This window comes from Haemophilus influenzae (assembly GCF_900475755.1).
Taxonomy (GTDB): domain Bacteria; phylum Pseudomonadota; class Gammaproteobacteria; order Enterobacterales; family Pasteurellaceae; genus Haemophilus; species Haemophilus influenzae_D.
On the sequence record NZ_LS483411.1, the window covers coordinates 1,012,593 to 1,035,033 of the forward strand.

The window sequence follows — 22,441 nt, forward strand, 5'->3', positions numbered from 1 at the left end:
AGTGCGGTGAATTTTTACCGCACTTTTATTATCTACGAGTGATGGAATGTTTAAATTTGTATTCAAACGAATCTTAATGGTGATCCCTACTTTTATTGCCATTACTTTTATTACCTTTGCCCTTGTGCGTTTTATTCCCGGTGATCCTGTGGAAATTATGATGGGGGAACGTGGCTTAACGGCAGAAGTACATCAACAAATGCTGCACCAATTGGGTTTAGATTTACCTCTTTATCAGCAATATTTCCACTATATTGGCAATGTAATTCAAGGGGATTTCGGTGCATCGTTCCGCACTCAACAACCTGTTCTTAGTGAATTTTTTACGCTTTTTCCTGCTACCGCTGAATTAGCATTTTTTGCGTTATTTTGGTCATTATTAGGCGGCGTTATTTTAGGCACAATTGCCGCAGTAAAAAAAGACAGTTGGATTTCTCACACGGTTACAGTAGCATCGCTCACAGGTTATTCTATGCCAATTTTCTGGTGGGGTTTAATTTTAATTTTATATGTTTCGCCACAACTTGGTTTACCGCAAGGCGGACGTTTAGATAATGAATTTTGGATCGATACACCAACAGGATTTATGCTTATTGATAGCTGGCTTTCAGGTGTTTCTGGTGCTTTTGAAAATGCAGTGAAATCTCTAATTCTTCCTGCCATCGTATTAGGCACAGTTCCTCTTGCCATTATTACTCGTATGACACGCTCTGCGATGTTGGAAGTATTAGGCGAAGATTACATTCGCACGGCAAAAGCAAAAGGTTTAAGCTATACTCGAATTGTTATTGTTCACGCATTGCGTAATGCGTTAATTCCTGTTGTTACTGTAGTGGGATTAATTGTAGGTCAATTGCTTTCTGGTGCAGTTCTCACCGAAACCATTTTCTCTTGGCCAGGAATTGGAAAATGGATTATTGATGCTATTCAAGCCCGTGATTATCCAGTATTACAAGGTTCTGTACTGATTATTGCGACGATTATTATTGTGGTGAATTTAACCGTCGATTTACTTTACGGTGTGGTCAATCCGCGTATCCGTCATTAATTGTAGGAGAAATTATGTCTGACACGCCTTCAACTTTCGCGCCGAAAACGCCCTTGCAAGAATTTTGGTTTTACTTTAAACAAAATCGTGGTGCGCTAATTGGCTTAATCTTTATTTTACTGGTTGCCTTAATCAGCATTCTCGCGCCTTATATTGCGCCTTTTGATCCAACAGAGCAAAATCGTACCGCACTTTTACTGCCTCCCGCTTGGTATGAGGGCGGCAATCCTGCCTATTTACTCGGCACAGATGATATTGGGCGAGATATTCTTTCGCGCATCATTTACGGAACACGAATTTCCGTTTTTGCTGGATTTGTCATCGTATTGCTATCTTGCGCCTTTGGCACCAGTCTTGGCTTGATTTCTGGCTATTATGGCGGCGTGCTAGATACAATTATCATTCGCCTAATTGATATTATGCTCGCGATTCCAAACTTGCTTTTGACGATTGTGGTCGTCTCTATTTTAGAGCCATCACTCGCCAACGCCACTTTAGCTATCGCCGTTGTGTCAATTCCTAGCTATGTGCGTTTAACTCGAGCAGCCGTGATGAATGAAAAAAATCGTGATTATGTGACTTCATCTAAAGTGGCTGGCGCAGGTATTTTACGCCTAATGTTTATTGTGATTTTACCAAACTGTTTAGCCCCTTTAATTGTGCAAATGACAATGGGCATTTCCAATGCAATCTTAGAACTTGCGACACTTGGTTTCTTAGGCATTGGTGCAAAACCGCCAACACCAGAACTTGGCACAATGCTTTCCGAAGCACGTGGTTTTATGCAAGCGGCAAACTGGTTAGTTACAATTCCCGGTTTAGTTATTTTATCTTTGGTGCTTGCTTTCAACTTAATGGGCGATGGCTTGCGTGATGCACTTGATCCAAAACTCAAACAATAGGAAAACAGAATGGCATTATTAGACGTAAAAGAACTTTCTGTTCACTTTGGCGATAAAAAAACGCCATTTAAAGCAGTGGATCGTATCAGCTATCAAGTTGCACAAGGCGAAGTGCTTGGTATTGTGGGAGAATCGGGATCAGGGAAATCTGTTAGCTCTCTCGCAATTATGGGATTAATTGATCATCCTGGGCGTGTATCGGCAGAATCCTTGCAATTTGAAAACACAAATTTGCTTACTTTAGATCATAAAGCCAAACGTCAGCTTATTGGTGCTGATGTTGCGATGATTTTCCAAGATCCGATGACAAGTTTAAATCCAGCTTATACTGTGGGTTTCCAAATTATGGAAGCGTTAAAAACTCACGAGGGTGGCACAAAAAAGGCGAGAAAAGACCGCACTTTAGAGCTTTTAAGATTGGTTGGTATTCCAGATCCTGAATCTCGAATGAATGTTTATCCCCATCAGCTTTCTGGCGGTATGAGCCAACGTGTGATGATTGCGATGGCAATTGCCTGCAGACCTAAATTATTGATTGCTGACGAGCCAACCACAGCATTGGACGTGACTATTCAAGCACAAATTATGGAACTCTTACTTGAATTGCAAAAGAAAGAATGTATGTCCCTAATTTTGATTACTCACGATCTAGCACTTGTGGCAGAAGCAGCAGATCGAATTATCGTGATGTATGCTGGACAAATCGTTGAAGAAGGCACCGCAAAAGATATTTTCCGCGATCCAAAACATCCTTACACGCAAGCCTTGTTACGTTCATTACCAGAATTTGCAGAAGGAAAATCTCGCTTAGCGTCATTACAAGGTGTAGTACCTGGAAAATACGATCGCCCAACAGGCTGTTTATTAAATCCTCGTTGCCCTTATGCCACTGAATACTGCCGCCAAGTTGAACCTCTATTGCATCAGATCGGTTCGCGTAAAGTAAAATGCCACACTCCGCTGAACGAACAAGGCAATCCCGTTGAATATCAAGGAGCTTAATAATGACGAATGAAGTAAAAGAAAATGCGCCATTATTAAATGCGATTGGCTTAAAAAAATATTACCCTGTAAAAAAAGGCTTGTTTGCAAAACCACAGCAAGTAAAGGCGTTAGATGGTGTCTCTTTTCAGCTTGAACGTGGTAAAACTTTAGCTGTCGTGGGGGAATCTGGTTGTGGAAAATCAACGCTAGGTCGTTTATTGACAATGATTGAAGAACCAACCAAAGGCGAACTTTATTACAAAGGGCATAATTTTTTAGAAAATGATTCTGAAACAAAAGCACTACGTCGTAAAAAAATTCAGATTGTTTTTCAAAATCCTTATGCATCATTGAATCCACGCAAAAAGATTGGTTCAATTTTGGAAGAACCATTAATTATCAACACAAAACTTTCCGCCAAAGAACGGCGAGAAAAAGTTTTATCGATGATGGAAAAAGTGGGATTGCGAGCTGAATTTTATGACCGTTATCCCCATATGTTTTCAGGCGGACAACGCCAACGCATCGCCATTGCACGTGGTTTAATGTTAAATCCTGATGTTGTCGTTGCCGATGAACCTGTTTCTGCATTGGATGTTTCCGTGCGTGCGCAAGTACTGAATTTAATGATGGATTTACAAGATGAATTAGGCTTGTCTTACGTGTTCATTTCACACGATCTTTCTGTGGTAGAACATATCGCTGATGAAGTGATGGTAATGTATCTAGGTCGTTGTGTCGAAAAAGGAACAACAGAGCAAATCTTCTCTAATCCTCAACATCCTTATACCAAAGCGTTACTTTCAGCGACGCCACGTTTGTCACCAAACTTACGCCGTGAGCGTATAAAGCTGACGGGCGAATTGCCAAGTCCAATTAATCCGCCCAAAGGCTGTGCATTTAATCCTCGTTGTTGGAAAGCGACAGAAAAATGCCGTGAAAATCAACCGCACTTAGAGCAACATACTGATGGAAAATTAATCGCTTGTTTCCATATTGATTAAATTCATTTTGTAAGATTTATAAATAGGCTCATTTTTTCTCTCGCCAATAGGTTGCAAATCGAGGTTTTCCACGACTCGTGAGGCCTCGATATTTATAAGTAATTACAGATCCTATCGGAGGGGGATTTTCTCGTTCGTTTAAGTTAAAACCCGAACCGATTTTAAATTCTCCCCGATGATTTTTACAAGTTAAAGCACCCATCACATTTTCAAATTGTCCTTTGCCTTTATGGTGTGCAATAACTGTACATTCTTCATCTCGTGCTGTTTTCAATTTTAAAATTTGTGAGCTTCGCTTACGTTCATAAGGTGCATTGGGGTTGCGTACAACAACGCCCTCGCCTTGCAAATTTTCGACTTGTGCAAGAAATCGATATAAATGGGTTTTATCTTTAACAGGAATTTGCTCAATAATTTCAATATAAGTTGTGGGATGTTCGACTAAATATGCTTTCAATTTAGCTAAACGCTCAAATAAATTGCCTTCTGCATCAGGCACATCAAAAACATACAATTTAAGTTTTTCCCAACCGTCGCCTTTAAAAGATTTTGTGATGGATGAAATTTCCTCAAAATGATTCCGCTCACTAAATAATTCGCCATCAATCGCAAAAGGCGGAAAATCCTTAATGAAATAGGCGGGCGGCGATAAAGGTTGCCCTTGTCGGGTTAATAATTGCTTTCCATTCCAATAACCGCGTACGCCATCTAACTTTTCAGACATTACCTAACCCTCTATGGGTTGATTATTGTAGGTATGAAGAAGCATTAAATCTGAGTTAGCAAAAGCAAAAGAACTCGCCAAGAAAAGTAACAAAGTGCGGTAAAATTTCATTGTGTTTTTGAAAATTAAAAGGCTAATAAGTTTACGCAAGATAAACATATCTTGAAAAATCCCCAACCATTCAAACTTATTTTTTCGATCTAAATCGCAAAAAATCATCATTTCATCGAAAAAAGATGAATTTTTATTTACGCTAGCGAAGAATCTTCATCTGCTATACAATGCCATCGCGATTTTATGCTAAAAGGAGCAATCAATGTATTTAGATCAAATCAAAGCAGAACTTGTGGAAGCACAAGATGTGTTAAACAAATTTATTGCTGATGAAAATAACATTAAATTAATTCAAGAAGCCGCATTATTAATTTCCAACAGTTTCAAGCAAGGCGGAAAAGTGCTTTCTTGTGGTAATGGCGGTTCGCACTGTGATGCGATGCATTTTGCAGAAGAATTAACTGGTCGTTATCGTGAAAATCGCCCTGGTTATCCCGCTATTGCGATTTCAGATGCAAGCCATTTAAGCTGTGTAAGTAATGATTTTGGCTATGAATATGTATTTTCACGCTATGTTGAAGCGGTGGGTCAAAAAGGCGATGTATTATTCGGTTTATCAACTTCAGGCAATTCAAAAAATATCTTAAATGCTATTGAAGCGGCAAAAGCAAAAGGAATGAAAGTGATTGCGATGACAGGCAAAGATGGCGGAAAAATGGCAGGATTAGCAGATGTTGAAATTCGCGTACCCCATTTCAGTTATGCAGATCGTATTCAAGAAATCCATATCAAAGTCATTCATATTTTAATGATGTTAATTGAGTTTGAAATGGCAAAACAAGCCTAAAGTGCGGTTGATTTCAATCAAGTTTTTAAAATCCCAAATTTTTTTGGGATTTTTTATTAATAGCATTTGCATAATTATGCATAAAAATGTAATATTTTTTCATCTTATAAAGCATAGAGAAGAAAAATGGCTATTCGTGTTAAAAATCTCAATTTCTTTTACGGTTCATCACAAGCGTTATTTGATATTAACCTTGAAGCTGAAGAGGGCGATACCGTTGTGTTGCTGGGCCCAAGTGGCGCAGGCAAAAGTACATTAATTCGCACATTAAATTTGTTAGAAGTGCCAAAATCTGGCGAATTAAGCATTACAAACAATGAATTTAATTTATCCAATGCAATGGCAAATCCCAAAGCAATCAGACAATTACGCCAAGATGTAGGAATGGTGTTTCAACAATATCATCTTTGGCCGCACTTAACGGTAATTGAAAACTTAATTGAAGCACCAATGAAAGTGCGTGGTGTGAGTGAAAGTGAAGCGAAAACTGATGCAATGGAATTGTTAAAACGTTTACGTTTAGAACAACTTGCTGATCGCTTTCCATTACATTTGTCAGGTGGGCAACAACAACGTGTTGCAATAGCACGCGCACTGATGATGAAGCCACAAGTTCTATTATTTGATGAACCAACGGCAGCATTAGATCCAGAAATTACTGCGCAAGTTGTAGATATTATTAAAGAATTACAAGAAACTGGCATTACGCAAGTGATTGTAACCCACGAAGTCAATGTTGCACAAAAAGTAGCAACTAAAGTGGTGTATATGGAACAAGGTAAAATCGTCGAAATGGGATCGGCTGATTGCTTTGAAAATCCGAAAACCGAACAATTTAAACACTATCTTTCTCACTAGAAATAAGGAGCTTACGATGAAAAAAACATTATTAACTGCCATTTTATTGGGATCATCTGTTGCTGCAAACGCACAAGAACTAACTTTTGCAATGGAACCTAGCTATCCACCATTTGAAACCACAAATGAAAAAGGCGAAATTATCGGCTTTGATGTGGATGTGGCAAATGCAATTTGTCAAGAAATCCAAGCAACCTGTAAATTCAAGAGCGAAGCCTTTGATGCGTTAATTCCAAATTTAAAAGCAAAACGTTTTGATGCGGCAATTTCCGCTATTGATATTACTGATGCTCGTGCAAAACAAGTGCTATTCTCTGATCCATATTACGACAGCACAGCAAGCTATGTTGCTCTTAAAGGCAAAGCAACTTTAGAGAGCGCAAAAAATATAGGTGTTCAAAATGGCACAACATTCCAACAATACACCGTAGCGGAGACCAAGCAATATACTCCAAAATCCTATTCAACTTTACAAAATGCTATTTTAGACTTAAAGAGCGGTCGGATTGATATTATTTTTGGCGATACCGCAGTGCTTTCCGATATGATTTCCAAAGAGCCAGAAATTCAATTTATAGGCGAAAAAGTAACCAATAAAAAATATTTTGGTAACGGGATAGCGATTGCAATGCACAAATCAAACAAAGATTTGGCGGCACAACTAAATAAAGGTTTAGCTGCAATTAAAGCGAATGGCGAATACCAAAAAATCTATGATAAATGGATGACAAAATAATTTATGTTTTCTGACTTTCTTTCTTTAATGTTTACTGCTGCCCTAATGACTTTAGGGCTTGCGGTCTGTTCATTGATCTTAGGCTTATTTTTAAGCCTAATTTTTACCGCACTTGAAGCAAATCGTTTTGTTGGCAAGCCGATGACAATATTTGTGGCATTATTACGTGGCTTACCCGAAATTATTGTTGTATTACTTGTCTATTTTGGTTCTACTGAATTAGTAGAAATGCTAACAGGAGAATACATTGAATTTGGGGCATTTGGCTGTGGTGTGTTTGCGCTTTCTCTTATTTTTGCGGCTTATGCTTCACAAACATTACGCGGCGCAATTCAAGCCATACCAAAAGGACAATGGGAATCAGGTGCAGCGTTAGGTTTAAGCAAAAGCTATACCTTTATTCACATTGTTATGCCACAAGTATGGCGTCACGCTTTACCAGGTTTAAGCAATCAATGGCTTGTATTACTAAAAGACACAGCATTAGTTTCATTAATTGGCGTAGATGATTTGATGCGCCAAGCGGATCTGATTAATGCCAATACACATCAACCCTTTACTTGGTACGGTATTGCTGCGTTAATTTATTTAGCGGTAACATTAATTAGCCAAGTTGGTATTCGAAAATTAGAGCTGCGTTTTACTCGTTTTGAAAGGGGCGTGAAATAATGTTTCAAGAATATTTAACTGTGATCGCACAAGGGATTCCAACGAGTTTACTACTTACTGTCGTATCCTTACTGATTGCTTTCTTTTTAGCCTTATTTCTTACTTTTTTACTTTCAATGGAAAATAAATGGATAAAAAGTGCGGTCAATTTATACCTTACTTTATTCACAGGCACGCCACTGTTAGTACAGTTCTTTTTAATTTATGCGGGGCCCGGTCAATTTCAATGGATTATTGACAGCCCATTATGGTTTTTCTTATCTAATGCGTGGTTCTGTGCCGCATTAGCTTTAGCACTAAACAGTGCAGCTTATTCCACCCAATTATTTCACGGTGCAGTAAAAGCCATTCATAAAGGACAATGGGAAAGTTGTGCAGCGTTAGGATTAAGCCGATTACAGACACTCAAAATCTTAATTCCCTACGCTTTAAAACGTGCGTTGCCGTCTTACAGTAACGAAATTATTTTGGTATTTAAAGGCACGGCATTAGCTTCCACCATTACCATTATGGATATTATGGGCTATGCTCGCCAACTTTATGGTACAGAATATGATGCACTGACAATTTACGGCATTGCGGGCGGTATATATTTAATTATTACGGGCATTGCGACTTTATTACTACGTAAACTAGAGAAAAAAGTATTGGCATTTGAACGTTTTGAAGTAACAAAAGCATAAAGTGTGGTAAAATTTTTAGTGATTTTTAAATCCCAATCTCCGTTGGGATTTTTTATTTTGTGATCTTGATCACATATTTTTGATATTAAGCCATTGGAAAATGCTTATAAAACAGAGCGTCAAAATTATGCTGATTTGGCAGAATTACGTAATATTCTTTACGATTTGCCGAAAAAAAAGAGGAAGTTGCTGGGTTAAAAAGCAATATGGAACAGTTGAAAACCGCAGCTAATCCAAATCAAGCTAAGATTGACAACGCGACTAAACCTTATGAAACAGCTAAAAATGAATTAGTTTCAACTTGGAAAGGCACTGCGGGTTCGGTTTCAGTGGGGAATGAAATAAGAGGCATAACCCGCCAAATTACTGGCGTAGCTGCAGGGACTTATCAAGGACAATCTGCTGTTGCAGTTGGGGTTCGTTATACACCTAAACCAAATATAGTAATTAGCCTTTCTGGCTCTGCTGATACCAATAACGGTGTGGGTGCTGCAACAGGGGGAAGTTTTGGGTTTTAACGTATTGAAATAATCCAAAAATAAATAACGGTGATTGTTTTAAACGATCACCGTTAAATTAAAGTGTTTTATAAAAAAGATTTTTGTATTCTAAAAATTAGAATCCGTAACCCACGCCAACTTTCGCGCCATAATTATTAACTTTGGTACTATCAAAATTACCTAAACGATTGTATTCAACACCGCCATTTGCATACCAGTTGCCATCTAATTTATATTTCGCACCTGCTACAGCACCATAGCCGAGCTTAATTTCTGAAGAACTTCTATATGGTTGGTTAGCTCTGTTATCATATTTAAACTGGTTAGCTGCAACACGAGCACCAACATAAGGTTGCACTTTAGAATTTGTATCAAAATCATAAAATACCGAAGTACCTAAACCTTGAATTTTTGTGCCATCAACTTTTCCGTGATGAGTATAATCACCCGCAACGCGTGTATTTCCTACTTTATAACCCACGGATACGCGAGGTTCAACTCTTGTATTGTTACTATCGTTGGCTTTAGTTCGAGATAAACCGACATCGCCTTCAGCATAAATATTCGCATTTGCAACAGAAGCAAAGGTAAATGCACCAACAATAACAGCTAATAAAGATTTTTTCATTGGATAATCCTTTTATTTATTGAATAAACTGGAAAAATATATCACAAAAATTATTCGTCTTCATCGACAAAAATTAATTTTCCCTTACATTTTTTACACAAATATTCGATGTTTTCTTTCATTATTTTGTTATGCCGACGAATACTTAGAAAATGGGTTTGGCACGCACAACGATATTCAAAGGTTTTACCTTGCACATTTTTTATATCAAATTGATGACAGGTATCTGCAGGCAGCTTAAAAATTTCATTCATTACAAATTGCCATTCTTTCCCGTGTGGTTTTACGCGACCAAACATTTTATACACAATCAAATGCGCAAGCTCGTGTGGCACGACTTGTCGAATAAATTCATCCGTATTTTCTTGCAATAAAGTGCGGTTAAATTTTATTTCATTTTTTTGTAGGTAAGCAACTCCTGCCTTTATGCCACGCAACTCATAATTTACCTCAGGCATTGTAAATTTTCGCTTAAAATAAGCCTCTGCAAGTAGCAAAGACTGATTCAATTTGCGTTGCACTTGCATTTTTAAATGACGGAATGGAATGAGTGATATTGATGTCATTGGTAAAAGCAAAAACCGCTAGATAAGCGGCTTTATATGATAGAATGATCAGTGGTTGGTCAGGTACGTTATTGCCTGACTGGCGGGTCAGGCAGTAACTCAATCTCGATCAGCTTTGTTTAACAACTCTGAAAGGAGATAGCCTTATGATAAAAATCATCTTAATGATTATTATCGGGTTCTTGTTGCTGTTCTTTAGCTCCCCAGCTTGGTAGCAACCTAAACCAACTAAGGCAACAAGAAATCTTGTTACCTTCTAAACATAAGCCTTTCAAACTAAAAATTCAAGCCTATTATTTTAAACCTGCCGCAATACGTAATTCTGCTGCACGATCCACTTTTTCCCAAGGGAATTGCTCACGACCGAAATGGCCATAAGCTGCCGTTTCACGATAGATTGGTTGGATTAAATCTAACATTTTAATTAAGCCATAAGGACGTAAATCAAAAAATTCACGAACTAATGACACTAATAATTCATTTGCAACTTTTCCAGTTCCAAAGGTTTCGACCATAATAGATGTTGGATCAGCCACACCAATCGCATAAGAAAGTTGGATTTCACAACGATCTGCTAAACCTGCTGCCACAATATTTTTTGCAACATAGCGTGCAGCATAAGCTGCGGAACGGTCAACTTTAGATGGATCTTTTCCTGAGAATGCGCCACCACCGTGACGAGCGGCACCACCGTAAGTATCGACAATAATTTTACGACCAGTTAAACCACAATCGCCCATTGGCCCACCGATAACAAAACGACCAGTCGGGTTAATGAAGAATTTTGTTTCTTTAGAAAGCCATTCACTTGGTAATACAGGTTTGATAATTTCTTCCATCACACCTTCGTGTAAGTCTTTTTGGCTAACTTCTTCAGAATGTTGAGTAGAAAGCACAACCGCATCCACACCAACAATTTTATTATCTTCATATTTTAAAGTAACTTGGCTTTTCGCATCTGGGCGTAACCATGCTAATTTACCGCTTTTACGCACTTCAGCTTGTTTTTCCATTAAACGATGTGCATAAGTAATAGCTGCAGGCATTAATACATCCGTTTCATTAGTGGCATAACCAAACATAATACCTTGGTCGCCTGCGCCTTGATCTAATGGATTTTCACGATCAACGCCTTGGTTAATATCTACAGATTGTTTACCAATCGCATTAAGCACTGCACAAGAATGGCCATCAAAACCCATTTCAGAATGTTCATAACCAATATCACAAATCACTTTACGGGTTAAATTCTCAATATCAACCCACGCAGAGGTTGTGATTTCCCCACCCACCAATGCCATACCGGTTTTTACGTAGGTCTCACAAGCTACTCGTGCTTTTGGATCTTGTTTTAGGATTTCATCAAGTACTGCATCAGAAATTTGATCGGCAATTTTATCTGGATGCCCTTCAGAGACAGATTCGGATGTAAATAAATAGCTAGACATATTTTCTCTCTTTTTCTTTTAAATTTGGATGTATTGACGTATAGACGTCTATAATACGTATTTTTGCTTAATAAGCAAGCGGTATTATGGGTTAGCTGTTGTAATTGTGTTTACTTCAAAACACAAAATTAATTTTAATTTATAGAAATTGTGGATAAGTGTCTAGTTGCATCCTACATATCCTTGTGTTTAACTAATCCAGTGAGAGTGGTTAAAAATTTAAGCACAAAAATCAACTATAGCGAATATTTTTCAGTTTGCTTCGAAAATGGAGTGTAAAATGTGCGGGGGATGATTTTGTCTATATAGGGGGAATAGTTTGATTTTCATATTTATCCTACGATATATGTTTTATATTAAGAAAAGATTAATTTGTGGAGAGTAATTGGGCTTGTTGTTAGTTCGCTTTATTTTTACACACAAGAATAGTCATAAGTCCACACGTTTGTTATATGTATTCAATAGGTGCAAAAAGTGCGGTCAGAAATTGAAAAGAATTTAGGAGAGTAAAATGGGAAGTATATTGGTTGATTTGCAAATTGCCACAGAAAATATAGAGGGTTTACCAGCAGAAGAACAAATTGTTCAGTGGGCAACGGCGGCTGTTCAGCCTGAGGACAATGAAGTCGAAATGACGGTTCGTATTGTGGATGAAGCCGAAAGCCACGAATTAAATTTAACTTATCGTGGCAAGGATCGCCCGACTAACGTGCTTTCATTTCCATTTGAATGTCCCGATGAAGTGGAGTTGCCGTTGCTAGGGGATCTCGTTATTTGTCGTCAAGTCGTGGAGCGAGAAGCCGTAGAACAAGATAAACCATTAATGGCGCATTGGGCGCATATGGTCGTGCATGGTAGCTTACATTTACTCGGTTATGATCATATTGAAGACGATGAAGCTGAGGAAATGGAAAGTTTAGAAACTCAAATTATGCAAGGATTAGGCTTTGCTGATCCTTATCTAGCAGAGAAATGATTTTATTCGGAGTAATGATGTATAAAGCAGTATTTAGTGATTTTGATGGCACCTTATTAACTTCTCAACATACCATTTCCACCCGAACTGTTGCGGCGATTAAGCGTTTAACGGCGAATGGCATTCCTTTTGTGCCAATTTCGGCGCGTTCTCCTTTAGGGATTTTGCCGTATTGGAAACAGCTTGAAACGAATAATGTGCTTGTTGCATTTAGTGGTGCGCTTATTTTAAATCAACATTTTGAACCAATTTATAGCGTACAAATTGATCCACAAGATGTTTTAGAGATTAATGCTGTTTTGGCGGATCATCCGTTGCTTGGCGTGAATTATTATACCAATAATGATTGCCATGCTCGTGACGTAGAAAATAAATGGGTGATTTATGAATGCAGCGTCACCAAAATTGAAATTCATCCTTTTGATGAAATAGCAACAGGTTCGCCGCATAAAATCCAAATTATTGGGGAAGCAGAAGAAATCATTGAAATTGAAATTATTTTAAAGGAAAAATTTCCACATCTGAGTATTTGTCGTTCCCATGCTAACTTTTTAGAGGTAATGCACAAGAATGCAACCAAAGGAAGTGCGGTGCGTTTTTTGGAAGATTATTTTGGCGTACAAACCAATGAAGTGATTGCATTTGGCGATAATTTTAATGATTTGGATATGCTACAACACGCAGGGCTTGGAGTGGCAATGGGAAATGCGCCAGATGAAATTAAACAAGCGGCAAATGTGATTACGGCAACCAATAATGAAGATGGACTTGCATTGATTTTAGAAGAAAAATTTCCTGAATAATTAGAAAAGAAAGGCTCTCAATTGAGAGCCTTTTGGTTATGCTTCTTGTGAATGATACATTGCTTCAATTTGCTTGCGGTAACGTTCCAAAATTACTTTTCTACGCAATTTTAATGTTGGTGTAATTTCGCCTAATTTAATGCTGAATGTTTGAGAGAGTAGCGTGAATTTCTTTACTTGCTCAAAGTGAGCCAATTCTTTTTGCACCGCATTAATACGTTGCTCAAACATTTTCAGAATGTCAGAATTTTTTAATAATTCTAAACGGTCATGATATTTAATATTGATCTGTTTAGCGTACTCTTCCAAACTATCAAAGCAAGGCACAATAAGTGCAGACACATATTTTTTCGCATCGGCGATGATCGCAATTTGTTCGATAAATTTATCTTTACCGATTTTGCTTTCGATATATTGCGGCGCGATATATTTTCCATTTGAGGTTTTCATTAATTCTTTAATACGATCGGTAATAAATAAATTCCCTTGTTCGTCAAATTCTCCCGCATCGCCAGTTTTTAAGAATCCATCTTCTGTGAAGGCTTGAGCCGTTTCTTCTGGCTTCTTGTAATAGCCTTTCATCACCATTCCGCCACGCACGAGGATTTCATTATTTTCCCCAATTTTAACTTCTGCTTTTGGCATGAGTGTGCCGATTGAATTTGGGTTAAATTGGAAATCATGCCAGCAAGAAACGGTCGCAGTTGTTTCTGTCATGCCATAGCCTAATTTGATGTTGATACCAATGGCGTGGAAAAATAGCCCGATAGCAGGTTCTAATTTAGCTCCTCCGCAAGGCATCATTTTTATACGCCCACCCAATAATTGGCGAAGTTTTGAGAGTACTAATTTATCTGCCAAAGCAAATTGTTTCTTCAATAAGAACGGAATAGCTTTGTTATTCGTACGTAAATCAAAATGTTTTTGTCCTACGGAAATTGCCCAATGGAACATTATTTGGCGAAGTTTTGGTGCTTTTTGAACTTTATCCAATACGGCGGCATAAATTTTTTCGTAAAAACGTGGGACGGCACACATTAAAGTTGGGCGAATCTCCGTTAAAGCTGACCGCACTTGATTGGTGTCTTCTAAATAGCAAAGTATTGCACCTCTATGAAGAATATAAGCCGCCCAAGCTCGTTCAAAAATATGCGAAAAGGGTAAGAAAGAAAGTGAAATATCCTGCTCTGTCACATTAAGTGAAAGATCATGTGTTTCTAATTGGTGAGCGAGATTATCGTAATCTAACATAACACCTTTAGGCTCTCCCGTTGTGCCAGAGGTATAAATAATCGTAAATAAATCCGATAATTGTTTTTGGTTTAAGCGTTGGGTTAGTTCATTTTGTTGTACGTTTGAACCTGTTTCAATAAAATTTTCCCAAGTGCAAGAAAGAGGATCTTGTTGTAATTGAATGGTGGATTTCATTGCCACGATTTTTTGTAATTTTGGACAATGATGAGCAATTTCCAATGCTTGATCGTATTGCTCTTGATCGCCGACGAAGAGAATTTTTACATCGGCGTGATTTAAGATAAATTCTGCTTGCTGGGCTGTATTGGTTGCGTAAATAGGTACTGTGATTGCTCGAATTTGTAAGGTCGCAATGTCAGCGATTGTCCAACGTTCCATATTATGGGCAAAAATGGCGATTTTATCTTGTACGTCAATATTGTGAGCAAGCAATGCACGAGAAAGTTGATTGAGTTGCTCTTGAAAATTTTTCCAAGAGATGTCTCGCCATAAGCCGTGTTCTTTATAGCGAAGTGCGGTCATATTTGCACGAGTTTTGGCTTGTTGTTGAATACGATGAACAAAATGGAGATCGAGATTCATATTAACCCTATTTTTGATTTTATTGAGCGAACAATCGTTCGCTAATATAATCTTAAATAGGAATAAAAGCTAGAAGAATATTGATTGTTTTAAATTATTCTTAGTGATCCTTTGTTCATTTTTAGATCGTAAATTAAATTTTAGATAATAAAAAACCGCTCCGAAGAGCGGTTAATTTTTGCAAAGTTTTAATTAGCCTTTGTAGTTGTAAACGTGAGCAACTAAGTCTAATACTTTGTTTGAGTAACCAGTTTCGTTATCATACCAAGATACTAATTTAACGAAAGAATCAGTTAATGCGATACCTGCTTCTGCATCAAATATAGAAGTTAAAGCACAGCCGTTGAAGTCAGTAGAAACAACTGCATCTTCAGTGTAGCCTAATACGCCTTTTAATTCGCCATTGAAAGTTTTACCTTCAGCTGCATCTTTGATTGCTTGTTTGATTGCATCGTAAGAAGCTGGTTTTTCAAGGTTTACAGTTAAATCAACAACAGATACGTTTGGCGTTGGAACACGGAAAGCCATACCAGTTAATTTACCGTTTAATGCAGGTAATACTTTACCTACTGCTTTCGCCGCACCTGTTGAAGATGGAATGATGTTTTGTGATGCACCGCGGCCGCCGCGCCAGTCTTTAGCTGATGGACCATCTACAGTTTTTTGAGTTGCAGTCGTTGCGTGAACAGTGGTCATTAAACCATCTTTGATACCGAAAGTTTCATGAACAACACGTGCTAAAGGAGCTAAACAGTTTGTTGTACAAGATGCGTTAGACACGATATCTTGACCTGCGTATGCGTTGAAGTTTACACCACGAACGAACATAGGGGTCGCATCTTTAGATGGGCCAGTTAATACAACTTTTTTCGCGCCTGCAGTGATGTGTTTACGAGCAGTTTCATCAGTTAAGAATAAACCAGTCGCTTCAACAGCGATATCAACACCGATTGCACCCCAGTTTAAGTTTGCTGGATCACGTTCTGCAGTGACACGGATGGTTTTACCATTAACCACCAAGTTACCATCTTTCACTTCAACAGTGCCGTCGAAACGACCGTGAGTTGAATCATATTTCAACATATAAGCCATGTACTCAACGTCGATTAAGTCGTTAATACCTACAACTTCGATGTCATCACGGTGTTGTGCTGCACGAAATACGATACGACCGATACGACCAAAGCCGTTAATACCAATTTTAATTGCCATAAGATTTTCACCTTTTATTTAAGTTAAACAAATCTGTTCGCTTTGAGTAATACTACTTACTCAGTAAGATTGTGTTGTAGAGTATAGCACGAGCATTTTTATAAAACTATAACCCTACTACTTTTTTGTGATCTATATCAAATCATCATTAGAATGAAAAAGTACCGTAAAAAATCACCGCACTTTTGATGATTTTTTATAGAGAAATCTGCATAATAGACTGAAATTGTTAGAAAAGGTTAAATGATCTATGTCTCAAGGTAATCTTTATATTTTGTCTGCACCAAGTGGCGCAGGAAAATCTTCATTAATTTCTGTGTTATTGGCATCAGATAGTTCAACTCAAAAAATGGTTTCTGTGTCACATACGACCCGTGCTCCACGCCCTGGTGAAGTTGAAGGCGTACACTATTATTTTGTATCAAAAGAAGAGTTTGAATCACTCATTGAGCAAGATTTATTTCTAGAATATGCCAAAGTTTTTGGTGGAAATTATTATGGAACCTCTTTACCTGCGATTGAAGAAAATTTAGCAAAAGGCATTGATGTATTTTTAGATATTGATTGGCAAGGCGCTCAACAAATCCGTAAAAAAGTGCCTTCAGTAAAAAGCATTTTTATTTTACCGCCTTCATTGCCTGAATTAGAACGTCGTTTAATTGGTCGTGGGCAAGATAGTGAAGAGGTTATTGCTGAACGAATGTCAAAAGCGATAAGTGAAATTTCGCATTATGACGAATATGATTATGTTATTGTGAATGATGATTTCGAGAAAGCATTAAAAGATTTGCAAAGTATTTTGCAAGCAGAACGCTTAACCAAAAATTATCAGCAAAAACAAAATGCAATGTTAATTCAACAGCTACTAGCCAAATAAGGCGAAATTGAGTATTATAACGCCCTTTCAATAGAGTAATTTTTGACAAATCGGAGTAAATTATGGCTCGTGTTACTGTGCAAGATGCAGTAGAAAAAATTGGTAACCGTTTTGATTTAATTTTAACGGCTGCGCGTCGTGCAAGACAATTACAACTTAACCAAAGTGCGCCGTTAGTGCCAGAAAATAATGACAAACCAGCAGTTATTGCATTGCGTGAAATCGAAAAAGGTTTGATTAATCAAGATATTATGGATGCAAAAGAGTTCCAAGAAATGGCTAAAGTGCAAGAAACGGAAGAAGCAGCTATTGCATTAATTACAGAATAATCTTTTAAAAAGTGCGGTAAAAAATAAAGGTATTTTACCGAGGGTAGGTATACCCACGGTTGATCATAGTTATAGTAGTTCTCCTTTGGGGAACGTAATTTCTACCCCAAAGGGGTAATATTTAGTTAAACTAGGGTATACTTACCCTAGGCGATATTCTGTAACCGCGGGTAGGTATATCCACGGTTAATTATGGTTATAGTTGTTCCCCTTTGGGGAACGTAATTTCTACCCCAAAGGGGTAGTATTTAGTTAAGCTAGGGTATACTTACCCTAGGCGATATTCTGTAACTGTGGGTAGGTATACCCACGGTTAATTATGGTTATAGTTGTTCCCCTTTGGGGAACGTAATTTCTACCCCAAAGGTAATATTTAGTTAAACTAGGGTATACTTACCCTAGGCGATATTCTGTAACCGCGGGTAGGTACACCCACGGTTGATCATAGTTATAGTAGTTCTCCTTTGGGGAACTTTTGTCTTACCTAAAGGGTAACATTTCAATTGCCCTAGGCGATATTTTTCGACGATAAGTAGGTCTCCTTTGGAACTGTTTGCGGATTTAGATCGAATTATTCAAGGGTATTTGCCCGCAGATAAAATTGAACTCATCAAGCGTGCGTTTGTGATTGCAAGAGATGCGCACGAAGGACAATTTCGCTCCAGCGGCGAACCTTACATTACTCATCCTGTGGCGGTAGCCTCCATTATTGCTCAACTACACTTAGATCACGAAGCGGTAATGGCTGCGCTTTTGCACGATGTTATTGAGGATACACCTTATACGGAAGAACAATTGAAAGAAGAGTTCGGTACCAGTGTGGCTGAAATTGTAGATGGTGTATCAAAACTCGATAAGTTGAAATTTCGTACTCGCCAAGAGGCACAAGTCGAGAATTTTCGCAAAATGATTTTGGCGATGACGCGTGATATTCGCGTTGTGTTAATCAAGCTTGCTGACCGCACGCATAATATGCGCACGCTTGGTGCGTTACGACCAGATAAACGCCGCCGCATTGCGAAAGAAACGCTTGAAATCTATTGTCCGCTTGCTCATCGTTTAGGTATTGAGCATATCAAAAATGAATTAGAAGACTTATCTTTTCAAGCAATGTATCCCCATCGCTATGAAGTGTTGAAAAAACTCATTGATGTGGCGCGGAGTAATCGACAAGACTTAATCGAACGTATTTCACAAGAGATTAAAGTACGGTTAGAAAACGCAGGAATTTTTGCCCGAGTATGGGGGCGTGAAAAACACCTTTACAAAATCTATCAAAAAATGCGCATAAAGGATCAAGAATTCCACTCTATTATGGATATTTATACGTTCCGTGTGATTGTAAAAAACGTGGATGATTGTTATCGCGTTTTGGGACAAATGCATAATCTTTATAAGCCACGCCCTGGCAGAGTAAAGGATTATATTGCTGTGCCTAAAGCAAATGGTTATCAATCTTTGCAAACCTCAATGATTGGGCCGAAAGGTGTCCCCGTAGAAGTTCATATCCATACTGAGGATATGGAACAAGTCGCCGAAATGGGCATTACTGCACATTGGGTTTATAAAGAAAATGGTAAAAACGACAGTACAACCGCACAAATTCGTACACAACGCTGGCTGCAAAGTTTGGTCGAGATTCAACAAAGTGTAGGTAATTCGTTTGAGTTTATTGAGAATGTAAAATCAGAGTTTTTTCCTAAAGAGATTTATGTTTTTACCCCAAAAGGTCGAATTGTTGAGTTGCCAATGGGCGCAACGGCAGTGGATTTCGCTTATGCCGTACATTCAGATGTGGGGAATACTTGTGTTGGCGTGACTGTTGAGCATAAACCTTATCCGCTTTCACAAGCTCTTAAGTCTGGTCAAACGGTAAATATCATCACCGATCCAAATGCGTATCCTAAAGCAGCGTGGTTAAATTTTGTGGTAACAGCTCGTGCGAAAACACGGATTCGTCATTATCTTAAACAACGCTGTGAAGAAGATGCCGTGAAATTAGGAGAAATTGAGCTTAATGCAGCATTACAGCCTCATAATTTAGGCGATTTTTCTATTCAAAAAATTAGCACTGTATTAGATGCTTTAGCACTTTCTTCTTTAGATGAATTATTACGAGAAATTGGTTTAGGTAATCAGTCTGCCACTGTAATTGCGCATCAATTTGTGGGCGTTCCTCTTGAAGTTGTGGAAACAAAGAATCTTGAATTTGAGACAAAAACGCTCACTATTACACCAATGCAAGTGGGTAAAACCCAATTTGCTCAATGTTGCCATCCAATCCCGGGCGATCCTATTGTGGGATGTCGTACACAAGAAAACACAGTTATGGTACACCATCAACATTGTGCTAATTTAAAAAATGCTCGTCGCCAGTCCTTGGCTCAATGGGATAATGCTCAAAGTGCGGTAAGTTTTGAGGCAGAATTGCAAATTGAAATATTGAACGAACAAAATGCCTTGTTGAGTTTAATGACCGCAATTTCTGCGAGCGAAAGCAGCCTCCAAAATATTTGGACGGAAGAATTAGAGAGCAATTTATTGCTTGTGATTTTGCAAGTTTGTGTAAAAGATATTAAACACCTTGCCAATATTGTTCATCGTATTAAAGGCATTACTGGCGTTGTTAATGTCAAACGTAATATTAACAAGCTATGAACCTTGAGCTTCTCGATGCCGTCCCTTTGACCAGCCTCTCTGGTGTTGGGGCTGCCATTTCTAATAAATTGGCTAAAATCGGCATTCATAACCTGCAAGATTTACTCTTTCATTTACCTATTCGCTATGAAGATCGTACGCGAATTACGCCAATCGCTAATCTTCGCCCCGAACAATATTTTACCATTGAAGGAATTGTACAAACCTGTGAAGTCGCTTTTGGTCGCCGTCCGATTTTATCGATCAGTTTGTCAGACGGTACATCGAAAATTATATTACGTTTTTTCAATTTTAATGCGGGGATGCGTAATAGTTTTCAAGTAGGAGTGCGAGTAAAGGCTTTTGGCGAAGTGAAACGTGGTCGCCATATGCCAGAAATTCATCATCCAGAATATCAAATTGTGCGAGATAACGCGCCTATTGTATTGGAAGAAACACTAACGCCGATTTATTCCACGACGGAAGGGCTAAAACAAAATTCATTACGAAAATTAACAGATCAGGCTTTGGCATTACTCGACAAAGTTCAGATTGCAGAAATTTTGCCTAATGAATTTAATCCACATCAATATAGCTTAAAAGAAGCATTGAGATTATTGCATCGTCCGCCGCCAGACATTTCATTAGAAATGTTGGAGCAAGGCAAGCATCCTGCACAACAACGATTAATTTTTGAAGAATTATTGGCGCATAATCTTGCTATGCAAAAAGTGCGGTTAGGAACGCAGCAATTTTCTGCTTTACCGCTACATTATCAAACAGATTTGAAACAGCGATTTTTAGCCACTTTGCCATTCCAACCCACTAATGCGCAAAAGCGAGTCGTGTCGGATATTGAACAAGATCTTATCAAAGATTATCCGATGATGCGCTTAGTGCAAGGGGATGTCGGCTCGGGAAAAACATTGGTTGCCGCATTGTCTGCTTTAACGGCAATTGATAACGGCAAACAAGTCGCCTTAATGGCGCCAACAGAAATATTAGCAGAACAGCATGCGAATAATTTTCGACGTTGGTTTGAGCCTTTCGGTATTGAAGTTGGTTGGTTGGCCAGTAAAGTAAAAGGAAAATCAAGACAAGCAGAGCTTGAAAAAATTAAAACTGGTGCGGTGCAAATGGTAGTGGGGACGCACGCTTTATTCCAAGAAGAAGTCGAGTTTTCTGACTTGGCATTAGTGATTATTGATGAACAACATCGTTTTGGCGTGCATCAACGATTAATGTTGCGTGAGAAAGGCGAAAAAGTAGGATTTTATCCCCATCAGTTAATTATGACGGCCACGCCGATACCAAGAACGTTGGCAATGACCGTCTATGCAGATTTGGATACATCAATTATTGATGAATTGCCTCCAGGCCGTACGCCGATAACAACCGTAGTGGTTTCTGAAGAACGTCGCGCTGAAATTGTGATGCGTGTAAAAAACGCTTGTGTTAATGAAAAACGTCAAGCCTATTGGGTGTGTACGTTAATTGATGAATCAGAGGTTTTAGAAGCTCAAGCTGCCGAAGCGATTTGGGAAGATTTAACGAAAGCATTACCTATGTTAAATATTGGTTTAGTTCACGGGAGAATGAAACCACAAGAAAAACAAGATGTTATGATGCGTTTTAAAAATGCAGAATTGGATTTATTGGTCGCGACGACAGTAATCGAAGTGGGTGTTGATGTTCCGAATGCGAGTTTGATGATTATCGAAAATGCAGAGCGTTTAGGTTTATCACAACTTCATCAGTTACGAGGGCGAGTGGGGCGAGGCAGCACGGCTTCTTTTTGTGTATTGATGTATAAGCCCCCACTAGGTAAAGTTTCGCAAAAACGTTTGCAAGTGCTAAGAGATAGCCAAGATGGGTTTGTTATTTCGGAAAAAGACTTAGAAATTCGCGGACCAGGTGAAGTGCTTGGAACGAAACAAACGGGCATCGCTGAATTGCGAGTAGCAAATTTAATGCGAGATAGAAAAATGATACCAACGGTGCAATTTTATGCGAAATCACTTATCCAAAAATACCCAGATTTAGCAGAAAGTCTGATTCGCCGTTGGTTAAATAATAAAGAGATTTACTCGAACGCTTAAAAGTGCGGTCCAATTTTCAAA

Annotated in this window: 21 protein-coding genes and 1 pseudogene; 16 read left to right on the forward strand and 6 right to left on the reverse strand. The window is 38.4% G+C overall.

Translation table 11 applies throughout. The features are described 5' to 3' along the window. The first annotated feature begins 46 nt into the window (after positions 1-46). Genes DQN24_RS05055 through DQN24_RS05070 form a run of 4 tightly spaced genes read left to right on the forward strand, consistent with a single transcriptional unit; the run spans position 47 to position 3,938 of the window. Positions 47-1,048, forward strand: a complete 1,002-nt coding sequence (locus DQN24_RS05055; RefSeq protein ID WP_048954735.1) for an ABC transporter permease subunit — start codon at positions 47-49, stop codon at positions 1,046-1,048. 14 nt (positions 1,049-1,062) lie between these two features. Next, entirely contained in the window at positions 1,063-1,950 is an 888-nt protein-coding gene (locus tag DQN24_RS05060) for an ABC transporter permease subunit (RefSeq protein WP_080334082.1), read from the forward strand. A gap of 9 nt (positions 1,951-1,959) precedes the next feature. Then, the gene (dppD, locus tag DQN24_RS05065; protein ID WP_044330457.1) at positions 1,960-2,952 is read left to right on the forward strand and encodes a dipeptide ABC transporter ATP-binding protein; all 993 of its coding nucleotides are present in this window, start codon (positions 1,960-1,962) and stop codon (positions 2,950-2,952) included. Between the two features lie 2 nt (positions 2,953-2,954). Next, entirely contained in the window at positions 2,955-3,938 is a 984-nt protein-coding gene (locus DQN24_RS05070) for a peptide ABC transporter ATP-binding protein (RefSeq protein ID WP_048954736.1), read from the forward strand. A 28-nt stretch (positions 3,939-3,966) separates the two neighbouring features. On the opposite strand, the pseudogene DQN24_RS05075 reads toward DQN24_RS05070, so the two are convergent. After that, positions 3,967-4,773: pseudogene (locus DQN24_RS05075) on the reverse strand (DNA ligase). A gap of 205 nt (positions 4,774-4,978) precedes the next feature. Between DQN24_RS05075 and lpcA the strand changes: the two are divergent. From lpcA to DQN24_RS05110, 6 genes are all read left to right on the forward strand, one after another. After that, positions 4,979-5,563, forward strand: a complete 585-nt coding sequence (gene lpcA / locus DQN24_RS05085; RefSeq protein ID WP_014550905.1) for a D-sedoheptulose 7-phosphate isomerase — start codon at positions 4,979-4,981, stop codon at positions 5,561-5,563. A gap of 126 nt (positions 5,564-5,689) precedes the next feature. Continuing rightward, positions 5,690-6,421 carry an arginine ABC transporter ATP-binding protein ArtP gene (gene artP, locus DQN24_RS05090; protein WP_014550906.1) on the forward strand — a complete coding sequence of 244 codons (732 nt, stop codon included), beginning with the start codon at positions 5,690-5,692 and terminating at the stop codon, positions 6,419-6,421. Between the two features lie 16 nt (positions 6,422-6,437). Further along, positions 6,438-7,157 carry a lysine/arginine/ornithine ABC transporter substrate-binding protein gene (locus DQN24_RS05095; protein WP_048951360.1) on the forward strand — a complete coding sequence of 240 codons (720 nt, stop codon included), beginning with the start codon at positions 6,438-6,440 and terminating at the stop codon, positions 7,155-7,157. A gap of 3 nt (positions 7,158-7,160) precedes the next feature. Then, positions 7,161-7,826, forward strand: a complete 666-nt coding sequence (gene artQ, locus DQN24_RS05100; RefSeq protein ID WP_044330467.1) for an arginine ABC transporter permease ArtQ — start codon at positions 7,161-7,163, stop codon at positions 7,824-7,826. After that, entirely contained in the window at positions 7,826-8,509 is a 684-nt protein-coding gene (artM, locus tag DQN24_RS05105) for an arginine ABC transporter permease ArtM (RefSeq protein WP_111695483.1), read from the forward strand. The genes artQ and artM overlap by 1 nt, the downstream gene beginning before the upstream one ends. Positions 8,510-8,715: 206 nt before the next feature. After that, positions 8,716-9,027, forward strand: a complete 312-nt coding sequence (locus tag DQN24_RS05110) for a YadA C-terminal domain-containing protein (RefSeq protein ID WP_111695484.1) — start codon at positions 8,716-8,718, stop codon at positions 9,025-9,027. A gap of 97 nt (positions 9,028-9,124) precedes the next feature. Here DQN24_RS05110 and DQN24_RS05115 read toward each other — a convergent pair whose 3' ends face one another. The 3 genes from DQN24_RS05115 to metK form a co-directional block, all read right to left on the reverse strand. Then, on the reverse strand, positions 9,125-9,637 hold the full coding sequence (locus DQN24_RS05115) for an opacity family porin (RefSeq protein WP_111695485.1): 513 nt from the start codon (positions 9,635-9,637) through the stop codon (positions 9,125-9,127). Positions 9,638-9,687: 50 nt separating this feature from the next. Next, the gene (locus tag DQN24_RS05120; protein ID WP_110430592.1) at positions 9,688-10,203 is read right to left on the reverse strand and encodes a SprT family zinc-dependent metalloprotease; all 516 of its coding nucleotides are present in this window, start codon (positions 10,201-10,203) and stop codon (positions 9,688-9,690) included. Positions 10,204-10,496: 293 nt separating this feature from the next. Next, entirely contained in the window at positions 10,497-11,651 is a 1,155-nt protein-coding gene (metK, locus tag DQN24_RS05125; RefSeq protein ID WP_005630438.1) for a methionine adenosyltransferase, read from the reverse strand. A 511-nt stretch (positions 11,652-12,162) separates the two neighbouring features. On the opposite strand from metK, the gene ybeY reads away from it, so the two are divergent. Further along, on the forward strand, positions 12,163-12,627 hold the full coding sequence (gene ybeY / locus DQN24_RS05130) for an rRNA maturation RNase YbeY (protein WP_050848776.1): 465 nt from the start codon (positions 12,163-12,165) through the stop codon (positions 12,625-12,627). Between the two features lie 17 nt (positions 12,628-12,644). Then, complete coding sequence (locus DQN24_RS05135) at positions 12,645-13,430, forward strand: Cof-type HAD-IIB family hydrolase (protein ID WP_172453995.1); 786 nt, start codon at positions 12,645-12,647, stop codon at positions 13,428-13,430. 36 nt (positions 13,431-13,466) lie between these two features. Here the strand turns inward: DQN24_RS05135 and DQN24_RS05140 are convergent, their stop codons facing one another. Together DQN24_RS05140 and gap are read right to left on the reverse strand one after the other, a co-directional pair. Further along, a complete protein-coding gene (locus DQN24_RS05140; RefSeq protein WP_111695486.1) occupies positions 13,467-15,266 on the reverse strand; it encodes an AMP-dependent synthetase/ligase in 1,800 nt (599 codons plus the stop codon). 192 nt (positions 15,267-15,458) lie between these two features. Continuing rightward, entirely contained in the window at positions 15,459-16,478 is a 1,020-nt protein-coding gene (gap, locus tag DQN24_RS05145; RefSeq protein ID WP_014326504.1) for a type I glyceraldehyde-3-phosphate dehydrogenase, read from the reverse strand. A gap of 250 nt (positions 16,479-16,728) precedes the next feature. Here gap and gmk point away from each other — a divergent pair, with 250 nt between their 5' ends. The 4 genes from gmk to recG all read left to right on the forward strand — a co-directional run bounded on the left by gmk (position 16,729) and on the right by recG (position 22,420). Further along, positions 16,729-17,355, forward strand: coding sequence for a guanylate kinase (gene gmk, locus DQN24_RS05150; RefSeq protein WP_111695487.1), 627 nt, complete (start codon positions 16,729-16,731; stop codon positions 17,353-17,355). A 62-nt stretch (positions 17,356-17,417) separates the two neighbouring features. After that, positions 17,418-17,684: a DNA-directed RNA polymerase subunit omega gene (rpoZ, locus tag DQN24_RS05155; RefSeq protein WP_111695488.1), complete on the forward strand. Its 267-nt coding sequence runs from the start codon at positions 17,418-17,420 to the stop codon at positions 17,682-17,684. A 543-nt stretch (positions 17,685-18,227) separates the two neighbouring features. After that, positions 18,228-20,342, forward strand: a complete 2,115-nt coding sequence (gene spoT, locus DQN24_RS05160) for a bifunctional GTP diphosphokinase/guanosine-3',5'-bis pyrophosphate 3'-pyrophosphohydrolase (protein WP_111695489.1) — start codon at positions 18,228-18,230, stop codon at positions 20,340-20,342. Next, entirely contained in the window at positions 20,339-22,420 is a 2,082-nt protein-coding gene (gene recG / locus DQN24_RS05165) for an ATP-dependent DNA helicase RecG (protein WP_111695490.1), read from the forward strand. The genes spoT and recG overlap by 4 nt, the downstream gene beginning before the upstream one ends. Positions 22,421-22,441: the final 21 nt, after the last annotated feature.